At 67.8% G+C, this 14,992-nt stretch carries 15 protein-coding genes and 1 pseudogene; 13 read left to right on the top strand and 3 right to left on the bottom strand.

Translation table 11 applies throughout. From position 1 onward, the window contains the following. Positions 1–51: 51 nt before the first annotated feature. Positions 52–396 (bottom strand): annotated as a pseudogene (locus tag NI1_RS39560) (substrate-binding domain-containing protein); the annotation flags it as partial. 182 nt (positions 397–578) lie between these two features. Between NI1_RS39560 and NI1_RS27480 the strand changes: the two are divergent. The 6 genes from NI1_RS27480 to NI1_RS27455 all read left to right on the top strand — a co-directional run bounded on the left by NI1_RS27480 (position 579) and on the right by NI1_RS27455 (position 5,890). After that, positions 579–1,295 carry an NAD-dependent epimerase/dehydratase family protein gene (locus NI1_RS27480; RefSeq protein ID WP_067826206.1) on the top strand — a complete coding sequence of 239 codons (717 nt, stop codon included), beginning with the start codon at positions 579–581 and terminating at the stop codon, positions 1,293–1,295. Between the two features lie 9 nt (positions 1,296–1,304). Next, positions 1,305–2,156 carry an alpha/beta fold hydrolase gene (locus NI1_RS27475; protein WP_067826205.1) on the top strand — a complete coding sequence of 284 codons (852 nt, stop codon included), beginning with the start codon at positions 1,305–1,307 and terminating at the stop codon, positions 2,154–2,156. After that, entirely contained in the window at positions 2,149–2,709 is a 561-nt protein-coding gene (locus NI1_RS27470; RefSeq protein ID WP_218026835.1) for a TetR/AcrR family transcriptional regulator, read from the top strand. Before NI1_RS27475 ends, NI1_RS27470 begins: the two co-directional genes overlap by 8 nt. 140 nt (positions 2,710–2,849) lie before the next feature. Continuing rightward, on the top strand, positions 2,850–4,184 hold the full coding sequence (locus NI1_RS27465; protein WP_067826408.1) for a lipase family protein: 1,335 nt from the start codon (positions 2,850–2,852) through the stop codon (positions 4,182–4,184). 96 nt (positions 4,185–4,280) lie between these two features. Further along, positions 4,281–4,820 carry a hypothetical protein gene (locus NI1_RS27460; protein WP_157535370.1) on the top strand — a complete coding sequence of 180 codons (540 nt, stop codon included), beginning with the start codon at positions 4,281–4,283 and terminating at the stop codon, positions 4,818–4,820. Next, complete coding sequence (locus NI1_RS27455) at positions 4,817–5,890, top strand: PrsW family intramembrane metalloprotease (protein WP_067826199.1); 1,074 nt, start codon at positions 4,817–4,819, stop codon at positions 5,888–5,890. Before NI1_RS27460 ends, NI1_RS27455 begins: the two co-directional genes overlap by 4 nt. On the opposite strand, the gene NI1_RS27450 is transcribed toward NI1_RS27455, so the two are convergent. After that, a complete protein-coding gene (locus tag NI1_RS27450) occupies positions 5,857–6,495 on the bottom strand; it encodes an HD domain-containing protein (RefSeq protein ID WP_067826198.1) in 639 nt (212 codons plus the stop codon). The two genes, NI1_RS27455 and NI1_RS27450, sit on opposite strands and share 34 nt — an antisense overlap. Positions 6,496–6,593: 98 nt before the next feature. Between NI1_RS27450 and NI1_RS27445 the strand changes: the two genes are divergently transcribed. Continuing rightward, complete coding sequence (locus NI1_RS27445; RefSeq protein WP_067826196.1) at positions 6,594–7,583, top strand: GlxA family transcriptional regulator; 990 nt, start codon at positions 6,594–6,596, stop codon at positions 7,581–7,583. Positions 7,584–7,677: 94 nt separating this feature from the next. Beyond that, positions 7,678–8,685: a zinc-binding dehydrogenase gene (locus NI1_RS27440; protein WP_067826194.1), complete on the top strand. Its 1,008-nt coding sequence runs from the start codon at positions 7,678–7,680 to the stop codon at positions 8,683–8,685. Here the strand turns inward: NI1_RS27440 and NI1_RS27435 are convergent. Continuing rightward, positions 8,682–9,755, bottom strand: coding sequence for a metallophosphoesterase (locus tag NI1_RS27435; protein WP_067826407.1), 1,074 nt, complete (start codon positions 9,753–9,755; stop codon positions 8,682–8,684). The genes NI1_RS27440 and NI1_RS27435 overlap by 4 nt on opposite strands. Positions 9,756–9,961: 206 nt before the next feature. On the opposite strand from NI1_RS27435, the gene NI1_RS27430 reads away from it, so the two are divergent. The 5 genes from NI1_RS27430 (at position 9,962) to NI1_RS27410 (ending at position 14,989) form a co-directional block, all read left to right on the top strand. After that, entirely contained in the window at positions 9,962–11,317 is a 1,356-nt protein-coding gene (locus NI1_RS27430) for a DUF445 domain-containing protein (protein WP_067826192.1), read from the top strand. A 79-nt stretch (positions 11,318–11,396) separates the two neighbouring features. After that, positions 11,397–12,188, top strand: coding sequence for a TIGR03084 family metal-binding protein (locus NI1_RS27425; RefSeq protein ID WP_067826191.1), 792 nt, complete (start codon positions 11,397–11,399; stop codon positions 12,186–12,188). Between the two features lie 346 nt (positions 12,189–12,534). Next, positions 12,535–13,206 (top strand): hypothetical protein, encoded by a 672-nt coding sequence (locus NI1_RS27420; RefSeq protein WP_067826189.1) that lies wholly within the window; start codon positions 12,535–12,537, stop codon positions 13,204–13,206. Positions 13,207–13,217: 11 nt separating this feature from the next. After that, positions 13,218–14,402, top strand: coding sequence for an L-2-hydroxyglutarate dehydrogenase (lhgD, locus tag NI1_RS27415; RefSeq protein WP_067826188.1), 1,185 nt, complete (start codon positions 13,218–13,220; stop codon positions 14,400–14,402). Between the two features lie 86 nt (positions 14,403–14,488). Then, positions 14,489–14,989, top strand: a complete 501-nt coding sequence (locus tag NI1_RS27410; protein ID WP_067826186.1) for an SRPBCC family protein — start codon at positions 14,489–14,491, stop codon at positions 14,987–14,989. Positions 14,990–14,992 lie beyond the last annotated feature (3 nt).

Genomic DNA, 14,992 nt, shown 5'->3' with positions numbered 1-14,992 from the left:
GTCACGGACGATGGTCGCGGCCTTGCCCGCGGCGATGAGTTCGAGTTTGTCCTCGAGGGTTTCGATCAGGGGACTGTCGGGGGCGGCTCGGCCGTCGGGGCGCGGATCGATGCGCCAGAAGGCATTCCAGTCCGGATCGGCGAGACGGGTCAGGGGTTCGTCGGCGATGTCGTCCAGGGTCAGCACTGCCCGATCCGCCAAAGGATGGGCGCGGGCGATGAGCAGGGCGCGGGGTTCGTCGTAGAGGACGGTGACGCGCAGGGCATCGGTGGCGAAGGGGAGGCGGGTGACGACCGCGTCGACGCGGTGGTCGAGCAGGGCCGGGCGGGGATCGCCGAAATCGAGGTGACGAGTGTGGATTTCGGCGTCGGGACGCAGCCGGGCCAGCTCCCGCACGGCGGGCGTGATGATGATGTTGGTGGACCAACGGACGGTGCTCTTACCTGTGGCGATGCCTGAGCGGTATTGCGTGCTGCGGAACGGGTCTTGGACACTCGGCACGGTTCGGATCGAGAGTGGAAGTACCGCCCCGCCGACTTGCCGGGCGGAATTCCACTTCTTTCGTACAGGAGCTCCACATGCGCGTATTCGTCACCGGGGCAACCGGTTTCATCGGTGCCGCCGTCGTGCGCGAACTGCTCGACGCCGGGCATCAGGTGCTCGGGCTGGCCCGTTCCGAAGCTGCCGCCGCGTCCTTGACCGCGATGGGAGCCGAACCGCACTCCGGGTCGCTGCGCGATCCGGAGAGCTTGCGCGCCGGGGCCGCCGCGTCCGACGGCGTCGTGCACCTGGCCTTCGAGAACATCTCCGCGAACACCGACCTGGTGGCCTCGTGCGCGCTGGACCGGCAGGCCATCGAGGTGATGGGCGATGCGCTGGCGGGTTCGGATCGGCCGCTGGTGATGACCTCGGCCGCCGCGCTGCTGCCCAAGGGCCGGGTGGTCACCGAGGACGATTCTCCCGATTCCAGTCCGCTCGGTGCCCTGCGCGGTGCGTCGGAGCAGGTCGCCTCGGCGCTGACCGAGCGCGGAGTACGGGCCTCGGTGCTCCGGCTCGCACTCTCCGTGCACGACGCCGGCGATCACGGATTCGTTCCCACGCTCATCGAAACCGCCCGGGCGACAAGGGTTTCCGGACACCCTGGCGACGGCTCCAATCGCTGGACGGGCGTGCATCGACTGGGTGCAGCCCGGGCTGCTCGCCGACCTGGAGCAGGGTCATTACTTCGACAGGGGTTGACGAGTTCGGCTAACTGCATTAGCTTTATGGCTATCGCAGTTAGCTTCACTCGCTAGGAGAGAACGATGACCGAGTACGTCGAGATCGAGGGCGGCCGCATCGCATACGACGAGATCGGTGCGGGCCCGCTGGTAGTGCTGTCGCCGGGCATCGGCGACCGGCGCCAGTCCTACCGGCACCTGGCCCCGCTCCTCGCGGCGGCCGGGTACCGGGTGGTCAGCGTGGACTTGCGCGGGCACGGCGAATCCAGCATGGACTGGGCTTCGGTCACCGGACAGGCAGCCATCAGCCGGACCGATGTCGCCCATGACCTGGTCGCGGTCATCCGGCAGCTGGGCGGCCCGGCAATCCTGGTCGGACACTCGATTTCGGGCGGCGCGGCCACCATCGCGGCGGCGCAGGCCCCCGAACTGATCACCGCCATCGTGGAGATCAATCCCTTCACCCTGGTCCAGAAGTTCGACGTGGTTGCGCTGCTCACCAATGCGCGCTTCCGGCGCGGCATGGTTCCGCTGCTGAGCACCATGATCTTCAAGAGCCTGAAGCAGTGGCGGAAGTACCTCGATGTGGCCTACCCGGCCAAGCCCGCCGATTACGAGCAGTACATGAGCGAGCTCGACGCCAAGCTGCGCGAACCGGGCCGGCTGGCCGAATTCATGAAGACCGGCAAGACCGATCCCGCCGACGCGCAGGCCCAGCTGCCGAACGTCACACAGCCCGCGCTGATCATCATGGGCGCCGAGGACCCCGACTTCCCGGACCCGGAAGCCGAGGGCCAGGCCATCGTCGACGCGCTGCCGGCCGGACTGGGCAGCCTGGCGCTGGTCTCGAACGCCGGCCACTACCCGCACTCGGGCAATGCCGAGCAGACCGCCGAACTGATCCTGCCGTTCTTGAAGGAGCACGCGGTTGCCTAGGGCCGGGCTGAGCAGAACCGAGGTGGTCGCCGCCGGCGCGCGCCTGGCCGACGAGGTCGGGTTCGCCAACCTGACCCTCGGCGGGCTGGCCGAAAAGGTCGGCGTGCGTACGCCTTCGCTGTACAAGCACGTGGATGGGTTGCCCGCGCTGCGGCACGAGATCGCGATCCTGGCGACCGTGGAATTGGATCAGCGGGTGCGCGATGCCATGCACGGCAAGTCGGGCAGCGCCGCGCTCGCGGCGTTCGCGAATGCCTTCCGCGACTTCGTACTCGAACGGCCGGGCCGGTACGCGGCGACCGTGGGCGAACCCTTCAGCGGGCCGGAGGATCCGCTGTATCGAGCCAGTGCGCGGGTATTGGAGTCGATGCGGGTGGTGCTCGAGGGGTACGGGATTCCGGAAGCGGAGATGGTGCACGCGCTGCGCACCCTGCGCTGCGCCTTCCACGGCTACGCCACCTTGCAGACCGCCGATGGCTTCCAGTGGAGCGATGACGCCCCGGCCAGCTTCGACTGGATGATCGGCTTCCTCGATCGCGGACTGAGCCGCTGATCTCTGTCGTGCACATGCACAAAGCGGGTCGCGCACCCTTTGCCACCTGTCAATGGTGCGAGCTCCGCGGCTGCGGTGAGCTGAAGCCAGCCGCCCGCAGTGTGATCGGCGGCACGATCAACGGTGATTCGGAGGATGTGATGACCAAGTCTCGGGGACGGCTGGCGCTCTTGGCGCTGGCGGCCTGCGTGACCGTGGGGAGCGCGGGGGTGGCGGCCGCGGACCCGGACTACCCGGCGACCTTCCCGGCCGACCAGAACCAGTTGCCGCAGTTGCCGACCGAACCGCAGCTCTACGATCTGCTGCCGATTCCCAGCCCGGACAACGATACCTGGTACGACGATCCGGCCGACCTCGCCGCGTACGCCCCGGGTCAGATCGTGCGCAGCCGCGACGTACAGACCCGGGTGCTCGGGATTCCGTTCCCGGTCTTCACCCGGCAGCTGCTGTACCGGTCCAATGACGTCCACGACAATCCGATCGTCACCGCGACCAGCGTGATCGTGCCGGGCATTCCGTGGCAGGGCAGCGCGCGGCCGGTGCTGTCGTTCCAGGAGGCCATCGACTCCACCGATTCGGCCTGCAATCCCTCGCACACCTTGCAGACCGGGACCATGAAAGAGGCCGCGCTGGTCATCTATTGGCTGACGCAGGGCTTCGCCATCAACGTCCCGGACTTCGACGGCAAGTTCAACACCTTCAATACCTATGCCGAGGGCAAGATGGTCCTCGACAGCCTGCGCGCCATGAAAAACGATGCGTCCCTGGGGCTCACCGATTCCGGCATCGCGCTGTACGGGTACTCCGGCGGCGGCTCCGGCTCGATCCGCGCCGCCGAACTGCGCGCGACCTACGCGCCGGATGTGCGGATTCTCGGCACCAGCATCGGCGGGACGCCCGGCAACCTGCTGGAGCAGGCCAAGTACGCGACCGTGGATGAGCCGGGCCTGACCGGGACCAGCAACTTCACCATGTGGCTCGGATTCGCCGCGCTGGCAAGGGAATACCCGGAGGTGTTCAAGCCCGAGGAGATCCTGACCGAAGAGGGTCAGCAGCTGGTCCGGGACGCGCAGAGCCGATGCTATGCGACGCTCGCCCTGTCGGGGGCGTACCGGCCGCTCAGCGCGTACTACCAGCCGGGCAAGTCACTGGATTCGTCGCCGGAGATCGTGCAGGTGCTCGAGGACAACAGCCTCGGCAAGTACATTCCGGACACCCCGATCCTGTGGTGGCACGGCATGTGGGACGAGCTGATCCCGCCCGTGCGGGTGGTGCTGCCGACCGTGCAGTCGTACTGGGATCGCGGCGCGGACCTGCGCTTCGCCACCGTGCCGGTGCCCGAGCACATTACGAACGCGGTGACCGGCTGGCTGCCCGCGGTGGCCTGGACCAGCGCCCTGCTGCGCGGGCTCGCGCCGGGACCGAAGTTCTTCGCGGCCTTCACGCCGCTGCCCGCCGGGTTCCCGGGTAGCTGAGAACTCCCGTGTTGCTGCCGGAATTGGGGGGATTCCGGCCCTAACGTGGACCGCACGGCCGATCACCAGGGGTTCCCTGTGGAGAGGAGCACGTGCGTGCAACTACGTCGCGGGAACGACTGGAAACAAGCGGGGGTGGTGCTCGGCGCGGTCATCGCGCTGACCGCGATCCCCGCCGCGCTGGCGCGAATGGCGCCGGTGCGCGAGGAGAGCGTCCCGGCCGGCACCGAGATCACGCTGACGGCGGCGGGCGAGGAGCCCGACAGCGTCGGCGTTCGGATCCGGGCGGACGGCTGGCGGGCGCTGCCCACCGGCGATCCCACCTCGGCGGTGCTGAACAGCCCGGACGGCGGCGTCTTGCTGATCACCGTGGTCAACGGCGTCACCGATTTCGGCGCGGCGGCTGAATGGCGGCGCAAAGTGCTGGGGCTGCAAGCCTTCCCGGTGGCCTTCGACGGCGGCGAGATCAGCAATCGAAACGGCTTCGCCGGTCCCACCTGCCGCGGTGAGAAGTACGTCGGGGTCTGCGCCATCCTGGGCAATCACAATCTGGCGGTCTCGCTCATGCTCACCGGGGAGCGCTCGGGGGCCGCGCTGGAGAACGTCATCGAGACGTTGCGGGTGGTGGAGTCGTGAGCTGGATTCAGCCGAAATCGCTGCTGTTCTGGGTGTATTGCCTGATCGTGTGTACCGGCGCGTTCGCGCTGCTGATCCAGCTGCTGCCGGTGGCGCGGGTGACCTGGGGCGGCCTGCTGGTCGGATTCCCGTTCACCGTGGCCACTTTCGCCATGATCGCGCTGGTTCTCTACCGGCTCGACATCCTGCGCGCCCATCACGTCATCGCGAAATGGCTTGCGCTGGGCTTCGTCTGGGGTGCGGGCGCCGGCACCGGAATCGCCATGTTCGCCAATGACAAGAACATGCGCTTCATCCAGAACGTGGCCGGCGACGGCTTCGCGCAGAACTGGCAGGCCCCGATCTCGGCGTCGATCGTCGAGGAGGGCATCAAAGGGCTGGGCGTGTTCGCGGTGGCCTGGTTGAGCCGCCCGATTCTCCAGCGCCCCATGCACGGATTGCTGCTGGGCGGGTTCACCGGGCTGGGTTTCCAGGTCGTCGAGAACATCACCTATTCGGCCAATGCGGGCGTGAATTCGGCGCAGGGCGCGGCGGGTCCGGCACTGCTGGTGGGGATTCTGCGGCTGATCACCGGGCTCACCTCGCACTGGATGTTCACCGCGCTGGCGGGTATCGGCATCGTGGTGGCGCTGGCCGCCTCGGATCGTTCCACCGGACAACGGTTCTCGTGGTTCGCGGGCTTCTATCTGCTGGGTGCGGCACTGCATTTCGCCTGGGACGCACCGCAACCGGAAGAGGCCGGATTGTGGAGCATCGGACTGAAGATGCTCGTGTACATCGCGCTGTTCTCGATCGTCTACCTGCGGGTGGTGGTGCGGGACGAAAGGCGCTGGTTCCGTGCGGCTTCCGAATGGGCGGTGAGTCAGCACCTGGCCCCGCCCGGCGAGCTGGACACCCTGATCACCCGCAGCAGCCGCCGGGCCGCCCGCCACGCCCGGCCGGGTCCGGCGGGACCGGCGCGGCGGCGGCAGCGGGAACTCGTCGAGTGGGTGCAGGTCGTCGGCACCCGCCAGCAGACCGAGACCGCCGTGGCGCATCACTCCGGCCAGGGCGAATTCCGGATGACCTGAACGAAGTCGCCGCGTTCGAAGCCGGGGACGAAATGGGCCAGGACGTCGGCCTTCACATTGCCGAAGGTGGTGGCGGGGCGATCCTTGATGCCGTCGGTGAAGGCGGCCAGGATGTCGTTCTTGAAATCCGGGCGCGGATGGGCCGCCACCACCTCGGCGCGCTGCTCGTCGGAGACCTCGGCATAGCCCAGGCCCAGCACATCCAGTTCGACGCCGCGGGTGACCAGGGCGATCTCGGGAGCCATGTGCAGCGGGATCTCCGGGGTGGTGTGCAGGGCGATGCCGGTCCACACCAATTCCGCACGCGCGCCTTCGATTCCGTGCGCGTGCAGGAAGCGCCGGGCCTCGTCCGCGCCGTCGATCTCGAAGCGCTGATCGGTGCGGCGGTAGCGTTCGGTCAGGCCGAGATCGTGGAACATGGCTCCGACGTAGAGCAGTTCCGGATCGAAGGCCAGGCCCGCGCGCTCGCCGTGCAGCGCGCCCCACAGGTACACCCGCCGGGAGTGGTCGAACAGCAGTGGCGAGGCCACATCGCGCACCAGTTCGGTGGCGGCGCGGGCCAGGTCGCTGTCCGGGATCCGCACTCCCGCAATCTTCTCCGTCATCGTCTCGGCCTTTCCGATTGTCGTTGCTGAAATCAGCTTCGTCCCCGGGGGTAGGCTCCAGCCATGTCTGAACCGACGAGAAAACCACAGATCCGGACATGACGCACCGGGTGGCCTTCGTGGTGTTCGACGGTTTCACGCTGCTCGATGTGAGCGGGCCGTCCGAGGTGCTGCACCAGGCGACCCGGCGCGGGTACGCCTACGAGACGGTGCTGGTCTCGGCGCACGGCGGCGAGGTCCGGGCGGCGGATGGGCTGGCGCTCAGCGGCACCCGCACCGCCGCCGCTGCCGGTCGCGTGGATACCGTGATCGTGTCCGGTGGCGAACGCCTTGCCACGCAGCCCATCGAGGACGAATTGCTGGCTGCGGCAACGACACTCGCCGACTCCGCCGGACGGGTGGCGGCGATCTGCACGGGCGCGTTCGTGCCCGCCCGGCTCGGCTGGCTGGACGGACGCCGGGCCACCACGCATTGGCGGCACGCCCGCACTCTGGCCGCCCGGTATCCGGAGATCCGGGTGGAGCCGGACGCCATTCACATCGCCGACGGCCGCTATCTGACCTCGGCGGGGATCACCGCGGGAATCGATCTGACGCTGGCCGTCGTGGAGCGCGATCACGGGGCGGCGGTGGCCCGCGATATCGCTCGGGAACTCGTCGTCTACCTGCAACGCCCCGGCGGGCAGTCGCAGTTCTCCGCAGCCCTGTCCACCCCGCCGGCACGCAGCGAGGTGCTCCGGAACCTCACCGCCGCGGTGCTCGCCGACCTCACCGGCGATCACGGCCTCACCGCCCTGGCCGCCCGCGCCGGGCTCAGCTCCCGCCACCTGACCCGCCTGTTCCAGGCCGAATTCGGGCTCACGCCCGCGCGCTGGGTGGAACTGGTGCGCCTGGATCGCGCGAAACAGCTGATCCTGGACGGTCATTCGGTGACCGCGGCCGCCGAGCGCAGCGGGCTGGGCAGCGACGAGACGCTGCGCCGCGCCTTCGCCCGCCATCTCGACACCACCCCGACCGCCTACCGGCAGCGCTTCGCGACCACCACTCCGTCATCCCGGCATGTTCTCAGCCGGGATCCACAGCTGTGACTGTGTGGATTCCGGCCAAAAGCACGCCGGAATGACGAAGGGCGGCGCTTAGAGTGGCGGAGGACGAGCACTGCCGCACGACCCCCGAGGAGCGATGACCATGCTGGCCGCACGACTGCATCTGGGAACGAACCGCCGACTGGAACTCGACGACGTGCCGATTCCCGAACCCGGACCGGACCAGGTGCTGATCAAGGTCGAGGCCGCCGGGGTGTGCCTGTCGGATGTGCACCTCATCGACGGCACGCTCAATCCGCTGTTCCTGAAGGGCGATGTGGTGACCCTCGGACACGAGGTGGCGGGCACCGTGCACGCGCTCGGACCGGACGTCACCACCGCGCGCATCGGCGATCGAGTGCTGTTGCAGGCGGGCGAGATTCGCGGCGCGGCCGTCTTCACCCGCGGGGTGGACTACGACGGCGGCTGGGCCGAATACACCCTGGCCCGGCTCGACACCCTGGTGCCGATTCCCGACGATCTGCCGTTCGAGCAGGCGTGCTTCATTCCGGACGCGGTCTCCACGCCGTGGGCCGCGATCACCGCCACCGCCGAGGTGAAGCCCGCCGAGCCGGTGGGCGTCTGGGGTGTGGGCGGGCTGGGCGCGCACGGCGTGCAGTTGCTGCGCATGATCGGCGCGGCCCCCATCATCGCGGTCGATCCGCTGCCGGCCGCCCGCGAGCGCGCCCTGGAACTCGGCGCGGACCTGGCCTTCGATCCGGCCGATCCGGATCTGCGCCGGAAGATCTTCGCCGCCACCGGAACCGGTCTCGCCGCCGCCTTCGACTTCGCGGGCGTGGCGGCGGTGCGGGAGCAGGCCGTGGTGTGCCTGGCGCCCGCGGGCCGGCTGGTGCTGGTCGGGCTCACCAACAAGCCCATCACCATTACCGGCGGCACCGCCTTCAGCTTCTTCCAGCAGCAGTTGCGCGGGCACTACGGTTCGCAGCCCGAGCACGTCACCGAACTGGTGAAACTGCAAGGGCTGCACCGGGTCGACTTCTCCCGCTCGGTCAGCGCGGTGGTCCCGCTCGCGGACGCGGCCAAGGCCGTGCACGCGCTGGACGCCAAGGAAGGCAATCCGATCCGGATCGTGCTGAAGCCCTAGGCCAGTCGCCGCTGGAAGGCGGTGCTCGACGCCCCGTTCGCGAGATCCACGGTCTGCACCCGCAGGTCGGCCGCGGACGGGGTCAGGTCCAGCACCATGAAACCGAGATCGTTGTAGTTCTCGTACAGTGCGGAATTCGGCGTCGCCTTGGACTTGTCGCCGCCGACGGATTTGGCGGCCGCACCCGAGATGAGCTGCCGGGTGCCCTTCGAGGCCGTGTCGGGATCCAGCACCTGCAACGAATGATCGTGCCCGGACAGGATGAACTGGCACCGGCCCAGCACGTGCTGTTCGAAGAACTCCTTCACGTGAATGCCGTTGATGGGGGCGATGTTCACGCCCTCGTACTCACCGGCGTTCCCGTGCGGGCCGTTGTTGAGGTACGGGTGGTGGGTGCAGGCGATCTTCCACTTGGCGGGCGATTCGGCGATGGCCCGGTCCAGCCAGGCCGCCTGCTCGCTCATGAACTGCCCGTCGGCCGCCCAGTAGGGGGCGAACAGCGGCGGCAGGTAGGCGGCGATGGGATTCAGGTCCAGCACGAAGAATTCGACGATGGGCTGCTCGTGCGGAATCCGCACCGAGTAATAGCGGGACGGCATGAACCAGCGCGCCGAGCGCTGGTGATAGGCCACCTCGTGATCGCCGCGCAGCAGCCAGCCGCCGTCGCCGGGCAGGACCGAGCTGTTGTCGTGGTTGCCCTGCACCATGATCCAGGGGAAGTCGAGGCCGTGATTGGGGTCCTCGAACTTGGCGCTGAACTGCGCGTCGTCATCGGCCCACGGGCCCTGCTCGTACACATTGTCGCCGAGGCCCAGCGCGAACGAGATCGGTTCGCGCGCATGGAAATCGCGGATGGCGTCGGCGACCTGCCATTGCGGCCGCGCGCCGGTGCCGGCGTCACCGGTGATCAGGATGCGCAGGTCGGTGGAGCCGGGGAAGGCCGCCTTGGTGACGGCCGCGGGCACGGTATCGGCCCCGGCGGGTCCCGCGGTGGCGGCCAGGGTCGCCATCCCGGCGACGGCTCCGGCGGCGGCGGCTCCGGTGAGGAAGCCGCGACGATCCACAGTCATCCAGATCTCCTGTTCCATTCTGGTCGATTGACCAGTATTCCCGGTTCCCCCGCGCCCCGCACCACGAGGCGAATGCCGGTTCACCCTACCCACCCGACACGCCGCGTTATCCGAGGCAGCGGACCTTTTGACAGGGGTACTTTGCGGTGAGAACGTGGTGTGTCCGTTTTCTCACTCACCGGGCTCGGCCACAGGGGGACGCTGCTATGACGATATTGGGCGCGGGAGTTTTCCTCGATTGGGAGGAGCTGACCGGCCAGTCCAAGCTCGTCGTCGACCTGATCAGCTTCCCGATCTTCAGCGGCATCGCCGGTTGGCTCACCAACTGGACCGGCGTACTGATGTTGTTCTGGCCGGTCTTCTTTCGCGGCGTTCGCATTCCCGGGCTCGATATCCTCTACCCCTACCTGCCCAGACGGGTGCAGGTGCTGCCGCTGTTCTCCGGCGACGGCAAGCGCTTCGGCTTCCAGGGCTTCATTCCGGCCCGCGCCGAGAAGATGGCCAGCATCTGCGTGGACCGGGCCATCATGCGGATCGGCAGTCCGAAGGAGTTCATTCACGAACTCGATCTGGAGGGCATCGCGGATTACATCGCCGAGGTAGGCCGCAAACAGGTGCCGGCCATGGTCAACCAGATCATGCTGCGCGAGAACCCGGATATCTGGAACGCGGTCCCGCAGGCCGTGCGCACGGTGCTCTACCAGCGGGTCGAGAAGGAGCTGCCGACGCTGGCGCGTAAGGCGTTCGAGCAGCTCGGCGACAATGTCGATCAGCTCATCGACATCAAGGACTTCGTCATCCGGTACCTGCGGGAGAACCCGCACATCCTCAAGGACCTGACCACCACCATCGCCGCGCCGGAGCTGAAGTTCATGGTGCGGATCGGCCTGCTGGGCGCGCCGTTCGGTCTGCTGCTGGCGCTGTACATGCATGTGCACCAGGACATTCCGGTCATCGGCTGGCTGCCCGGCTGGTTCGTGATCCTGACCGCGACCGCCCTCATCGGCGTGCTGGTCAATGTCATCGCCGTCAAGATGGTCTTCGAGCCGGGCGATCCGCAGCCGCGCTACAAGTACCTGTGGAAGCAGGCGCTGCTGGCCAAGCGGCAGCCCGAGGCCGCGGCCGATCTCTCGCACATTCTGGCCTACCAGGTGCTGACGCTGCCGAACCTGGCCAAGGAGTTGCTCGAAGGGCCGAACGGCGACAAGACGCGGCAGTTGCTGGAGCGCCTCATCTCCGCCGAGATCCATCGGCAGCTGGGCCCGACCCACACCGTGGTGCGGACCGTTTTCGGCAAGCGCCAGTTCGACAATCTGACCATCGGGGCGACCAGCGCGGCGGTGCAATTGGCCCCGACCCTGGCCGACGACCCGGAATTCGCGGCGGCCCAGGCCAAGAAGATCGACGACTTCGCGGCGCGCAAACTCCAGCAGCTCACCCCCGGTGAGTTCATGGAGATGTTCTACGCCTCGGTCGAGCAGGACGCCTGGCTGCTCTACCTGCACGGCGCGCTGCTCGGCCTGGTCGTCGGCGCGATCCACCTGACCCTGTTCGGCTGGTAGTCTCAGAAACAAGCACGCGTGCTTGCATTCTTCGGAGGGCGCTGCGATGCTGTGGGTCACGGACGTGACAGGAGTTTCGATGGCCGATTTAGAGGCGTTGCTCGCTGATTTCACCGCCGAGTGCGAGGAATTGGATCGGCTGATCGCGGAGCTGCCCGAAACCGATTGGACCCGGGACACTCCGGCGGCAGGCTGGACCATTGCCCATCAGATCGGGCATCTCACCTGGACCGATCGGGTCGCCGTGATCGCGGCGACCGATGCCGAGGAGTTCGGCGCGCAGGTGCAGGCCGCACTGCCCAAGATGCTGACCTTCGTCGATGAAGCCGCCGAGGAAGAGGCGCGCAAGCCCCCGGCCGAATTGCTCGCCGATTGGCGGCGGGACCGGATCGCGCTGGTCGAGGCGCTGCGCGCGGTGCCGGCCGGGACCAAGCTGCCGTGGTTCGGCCCGCCGATGAGCGCCGCGTCCATGGTGACCGCGCGGCTGATGGAGACCTGGGCGCACGGGCAGGATGTGGCCGATGCGCTCGGCGTGCAGCGCGAACCGACTGCCCGGTTGCGGAACATTGCCCATCTCGGGGTGCGGACCAGGAACTTCGCGTACCTGACGCACGGCAGAGAGGTGCCCGCCGAGGAGTTCCGCATCGAGCTCACCGCGCCCGACGGCACCGTCTGGAGCTGGGGACCCGAGGCTGCCGCGCAGCGAATCACCGGTCCCGCCTTGGATTTCTGCCTGCTGGTCACCCAGCGCCGGCATCTCGGGGATCTCGCGCTGGTGGTGACCGGCGACGATGCGGCCGAATGGCTCGGTCTGGCACAGGCTTTCGCCGGCCCGCCCGGAACAGGCCGGACGGCAGGTCAGTTCGCCTGACCTGCCGCCGCTCCCGGTCCTTCGGCCTTGATCCCCAATTCCCACAGGGGTTCGGAGCGAGCGAGCGCTAACGTGGGTGCGCCGTGCCTGGTGCCGACCGGACGCCGTTGGCCGGAAGATTCGATGGCAGTCGAGTTAGCGCTCGCCGCTAGAGGCTAATTACCCAGCCTTCAAAAGCCGGAAACCTCTTGATTCCGCGCACCCCGGCCTGTGATCCTGATCTCGATCGCGGCATCTGTTACCGCACGCCACCGTAACCTGGACGGGCGTACGACTTTCAATGGTGCGGGTCGTGGGCGTCGAAAGACGCAGGGGGACCAGGGGAGAGGGAAAGGAACGCACCAATATGTCGCATCAGCTGGCGACGCAGGCGCACCGGTCGACCCGGCGCACCGCCCAGGTGCTCCGCTACAGCGCTATCGTCACCGCCGGTATGGCGAGCATCGGTCTGACCGTCGCCGCCGGCTCCTACATCGCCAATACCATGGCCGGCACCCAGAATCCGGGCAAGGTCATCACCGCCGCACCCACCGCACGGCCGCCGCTCGCCGAACCCGGCGCACCCGGCGGCGCGCCCGTCACCGACAAGCCGGTGGTGAGCGCCGAGAACGTCGGTCTCGCCGCACTCTTCACCCATTACCCGTCCGAAACCACTGTGCCGCCCGAACTTCCGGTCACCGGCGGAACCACCGCCACCGCCCCGCAGCACAGCGGATACACCGGGCAGGTCCGGCTGGGCGACACCTACGTGGGTGCGCAAGTGGTTCCGGTACAGCGCAATTCGGTCAGTGTCACCGTGGACACCAATCTCTTCGCCACGCTCGCGGATTACCTGCTGCACACCCCGCTGGGTGAGAAGCTCGGCATCGTCACCGATCCGTCCGGCAACACCCAGCTCTGCACCGAGGTGGACACCCGGCGCGGCGAGGTCACCCTCACCCTCAGCGATCCGGCCATCGGACGCTACGGGGTGCAGGTGGCGCGGCATCCCGCGCCCGCCGACGTCGCCGCTGTGTGAGACTTCGGGGTGTGTACGACTACTGCGTGATCGGCGGCGGGATCGTCGGAGTGGCCACCGCTCACCGCCTGCTCGACCGGCATCCGGGCGCGAGCCTGCTGCTGGTCGAGAAGGCGGGCGAGCCGGGGGTGCACCAGACCGGTCACAACAGCGGGGTCATTCATTCGGGCATCTATTACGAACCCGGCAGCCTGAAGGCACGGCTGTGCGTGGCCGGGGCCGAGTGGACCAAGAAATTCGCGGCAGCGCACGACATTCCGTTCCGGGAGTGCGGGAAACTGCTGGTGGCGACCGATTCCGGGGAACACGCGCGGATGCTCGCGCTCTACCAGCGGTCGGTGACCAACGGCGTCGAGGTGGAGTTGCTCGACGCCGCTGAACTGCGGCGGCGCGAGCCTCGGATCACCGGGGTGGGGGCGCTGTTCGTGCCCGCCACCGGGATCATCGACTACGGGCGGGTGACCCGGGCGCTGGCGCAGCGGGTGCGGGACGCGGGCGGGGAGATCGCGCTCGGGGCGGAGATCACCGCCATCGACGAAACCGATACCGCGGTAACCGTTTCCGGACCTACCGGGCAGTGGCGAGCGCGGAACCTGGTGGTGTGCGCGGGGTTGCAGGCCGATCGGATGGCGCGGCTCGCGGGTTTGGACATCGAACTCCGCATCGTGCCGTTCCGGGGCGAGTACTACCGGCTGCCCGCCCATCGCAAGGATCTGGTGAGCACGCTCATCTACCCGATTCCCGATCCCGAATTGCCGTTCCTCGGTGTGCATTTGAGTCCCACCATCGACGGCGAGCTGACGGTGGGGCCGAACGCCGTGCTGGGATTGGCACGCGAGGGCTATCGCAAGGGGAGCGTGAACCTCCGGGATGCGCGAGAGATCCTGGGGTTCCGGGGTTTCCACCGGGTTGCCAGGGCCAATGTCCGAACCGGCATTCGAGAAATGCGGAATTCGCTGTTCAAGCGTGGCTATCTCGCGGAATGCCGGCGCTACTGCCCCGAGCTCACCGTCTCCGATCTGCTCCCGCGCGAGGCGGGCATTCGCGCCCAGGCGGTATTGCCGGACGGCACTCTGGTCCACGATTTCCTGATCGAGCGCACACCCCGATCCGTCCATGTCTTGAATGCGCCATCTCCCGCGGCCACCTCGGCGCTCCCCATCGCCGACCACATCGTAAGTAATTTGGACAACTGACCTATTAGCCAGTATCGCGGTTATCCATGTAATAAATAGGAGTCCTGTAGTACTTTTGTTGGCAGCCGTGGGACAGGGAGCAGCCTATGGGCCATTTCAAATACGCGAGTGATGTCGGTGCGCCGGTAGAGGTCGCGTTCACGTACACGGACAACCATCAGTTCGTGCCCGACTGGGCGTTCGCGGTCGCCGAGTTCGAACCCGTCGGGGACACCGACCACGGTTCGGGCGCGACGTTCGAGGCCACCCTGCGGGTCGGCCTCTGGCATCCCACGGTCGAGTGTGAGATCACCGACTACCGCCGCAACGCGGTCATCGAATACACGCTGCGCAGACGCCGGAAGGGGAAGCCGGCGTCTGCATGCTCACCCCTGTGCGTGATCACCCTGCGTTTCGACCCGCTGGGCTACGGCCGCGCCGTGCTGACCTCGGAAACCGAGTATCGAACACCACCGGGGCTCACCGGCCGCCTGCTCTCGAAGATGCTGGCCGCGGCCGTACAATCGGCGGTGCGGCGGACCGAGTCGCAATTGCGAAGGGAGATAGAGGAATTCCACGGAACGGATCTTGTCGGCCGGATTGCGTAGGGT

The organism is Nocardia inohanensis NBRC 100128 (genome assembly GCF_001612945.1).
Lineage (GTDB): Bacteria > Actinomycetota > Actinomycetes > Mycobacteriales > Mycobacteriaceae > Nocardia > Nocardia inohanensis.
Note: the sequence above shows the minus strand (reverse complement) of the source record. Positions and strands in the feature narration are given on the sequence as shown.

Bases quoted from the DNA above. Each gene is read 5' to 3' on its own strand.
- NI1_RS27465 (WP_067826408.1), top strand. From the start codon at position 2,850: ATGACCAAGTCTCGGGGACGGCTGGCGCTCTTGGCGCTGGCGGCCTGC.
- NI1_RS27430 (WP_067826192.1), top strand. From the start codon at position 9,962: ATGACGATATTGGGCGCGGGAGTTTTCCTCGATTGGGAGGAGCTGACC.
- NI1_RS27440 (WP_067826194.1), top strand. From the start codon at position 7,678: ATGACCATGCTGGCCGCACGACTGCATCTGGGAACGAACCGCCGACTG.
- NI1_RS27450 (WP_067826198.1), bottom strand. From the start codon at position 6,495: ATGACGGAGAAGATTGCGGGAGTGCGGATCCCGGACAGCGACCTGGCC.
- NI1_RS27475 (WP_067826205.1), top strand. From the start codon at position 1,305: ATGACCGAGTACGTCGAGATCGAGGGCGGCCGCATCGCATACGACGAG.
- NI1_RS27445 (WP_067826196.1), top strand. From the start codon at position 6,594: ATGACGCACCGGGTGGCCTTCGTGGTGTTCGACGGTTTCACGCTGCTC.
- NI1_RS27410 (WP_067826186.1), top strand. From the start codon at position 14,489: ATGGGCCATTTCAAATACGCGAGTGATGTCGGTGCGCCGGTAGAGGTC.
- NI1_RS27480 (WP_067826206.1), top strand. From the start codon at position 579: ATGCGCGTATTCGTCACCGGGGCAACCGGTTTCATCGGTGCCGCCGTC.
- NI1_RS27435 (WP_067826407.1), bottom strand. From the start codon at position 9,755: ATGACTGTGGATCGTCGCGGCTTCCTCACCGGAGCCGCCGCCGCCGGA.
- NI1_RS27425 (WP_067826191.1), top strand. From the start codon at position 11,397: ATGGCCGATTTAGAGGCGTTGCTCGCTGATTTCACCGCCGAGTGCGAG.
- NI1_RS27420 (WP_067826189.1), top strand. From the start codon at position 12,535: ATGTCGCATCAGCTGGCGACGCAGGCGCACCGGTCGACCCGGCGCACC.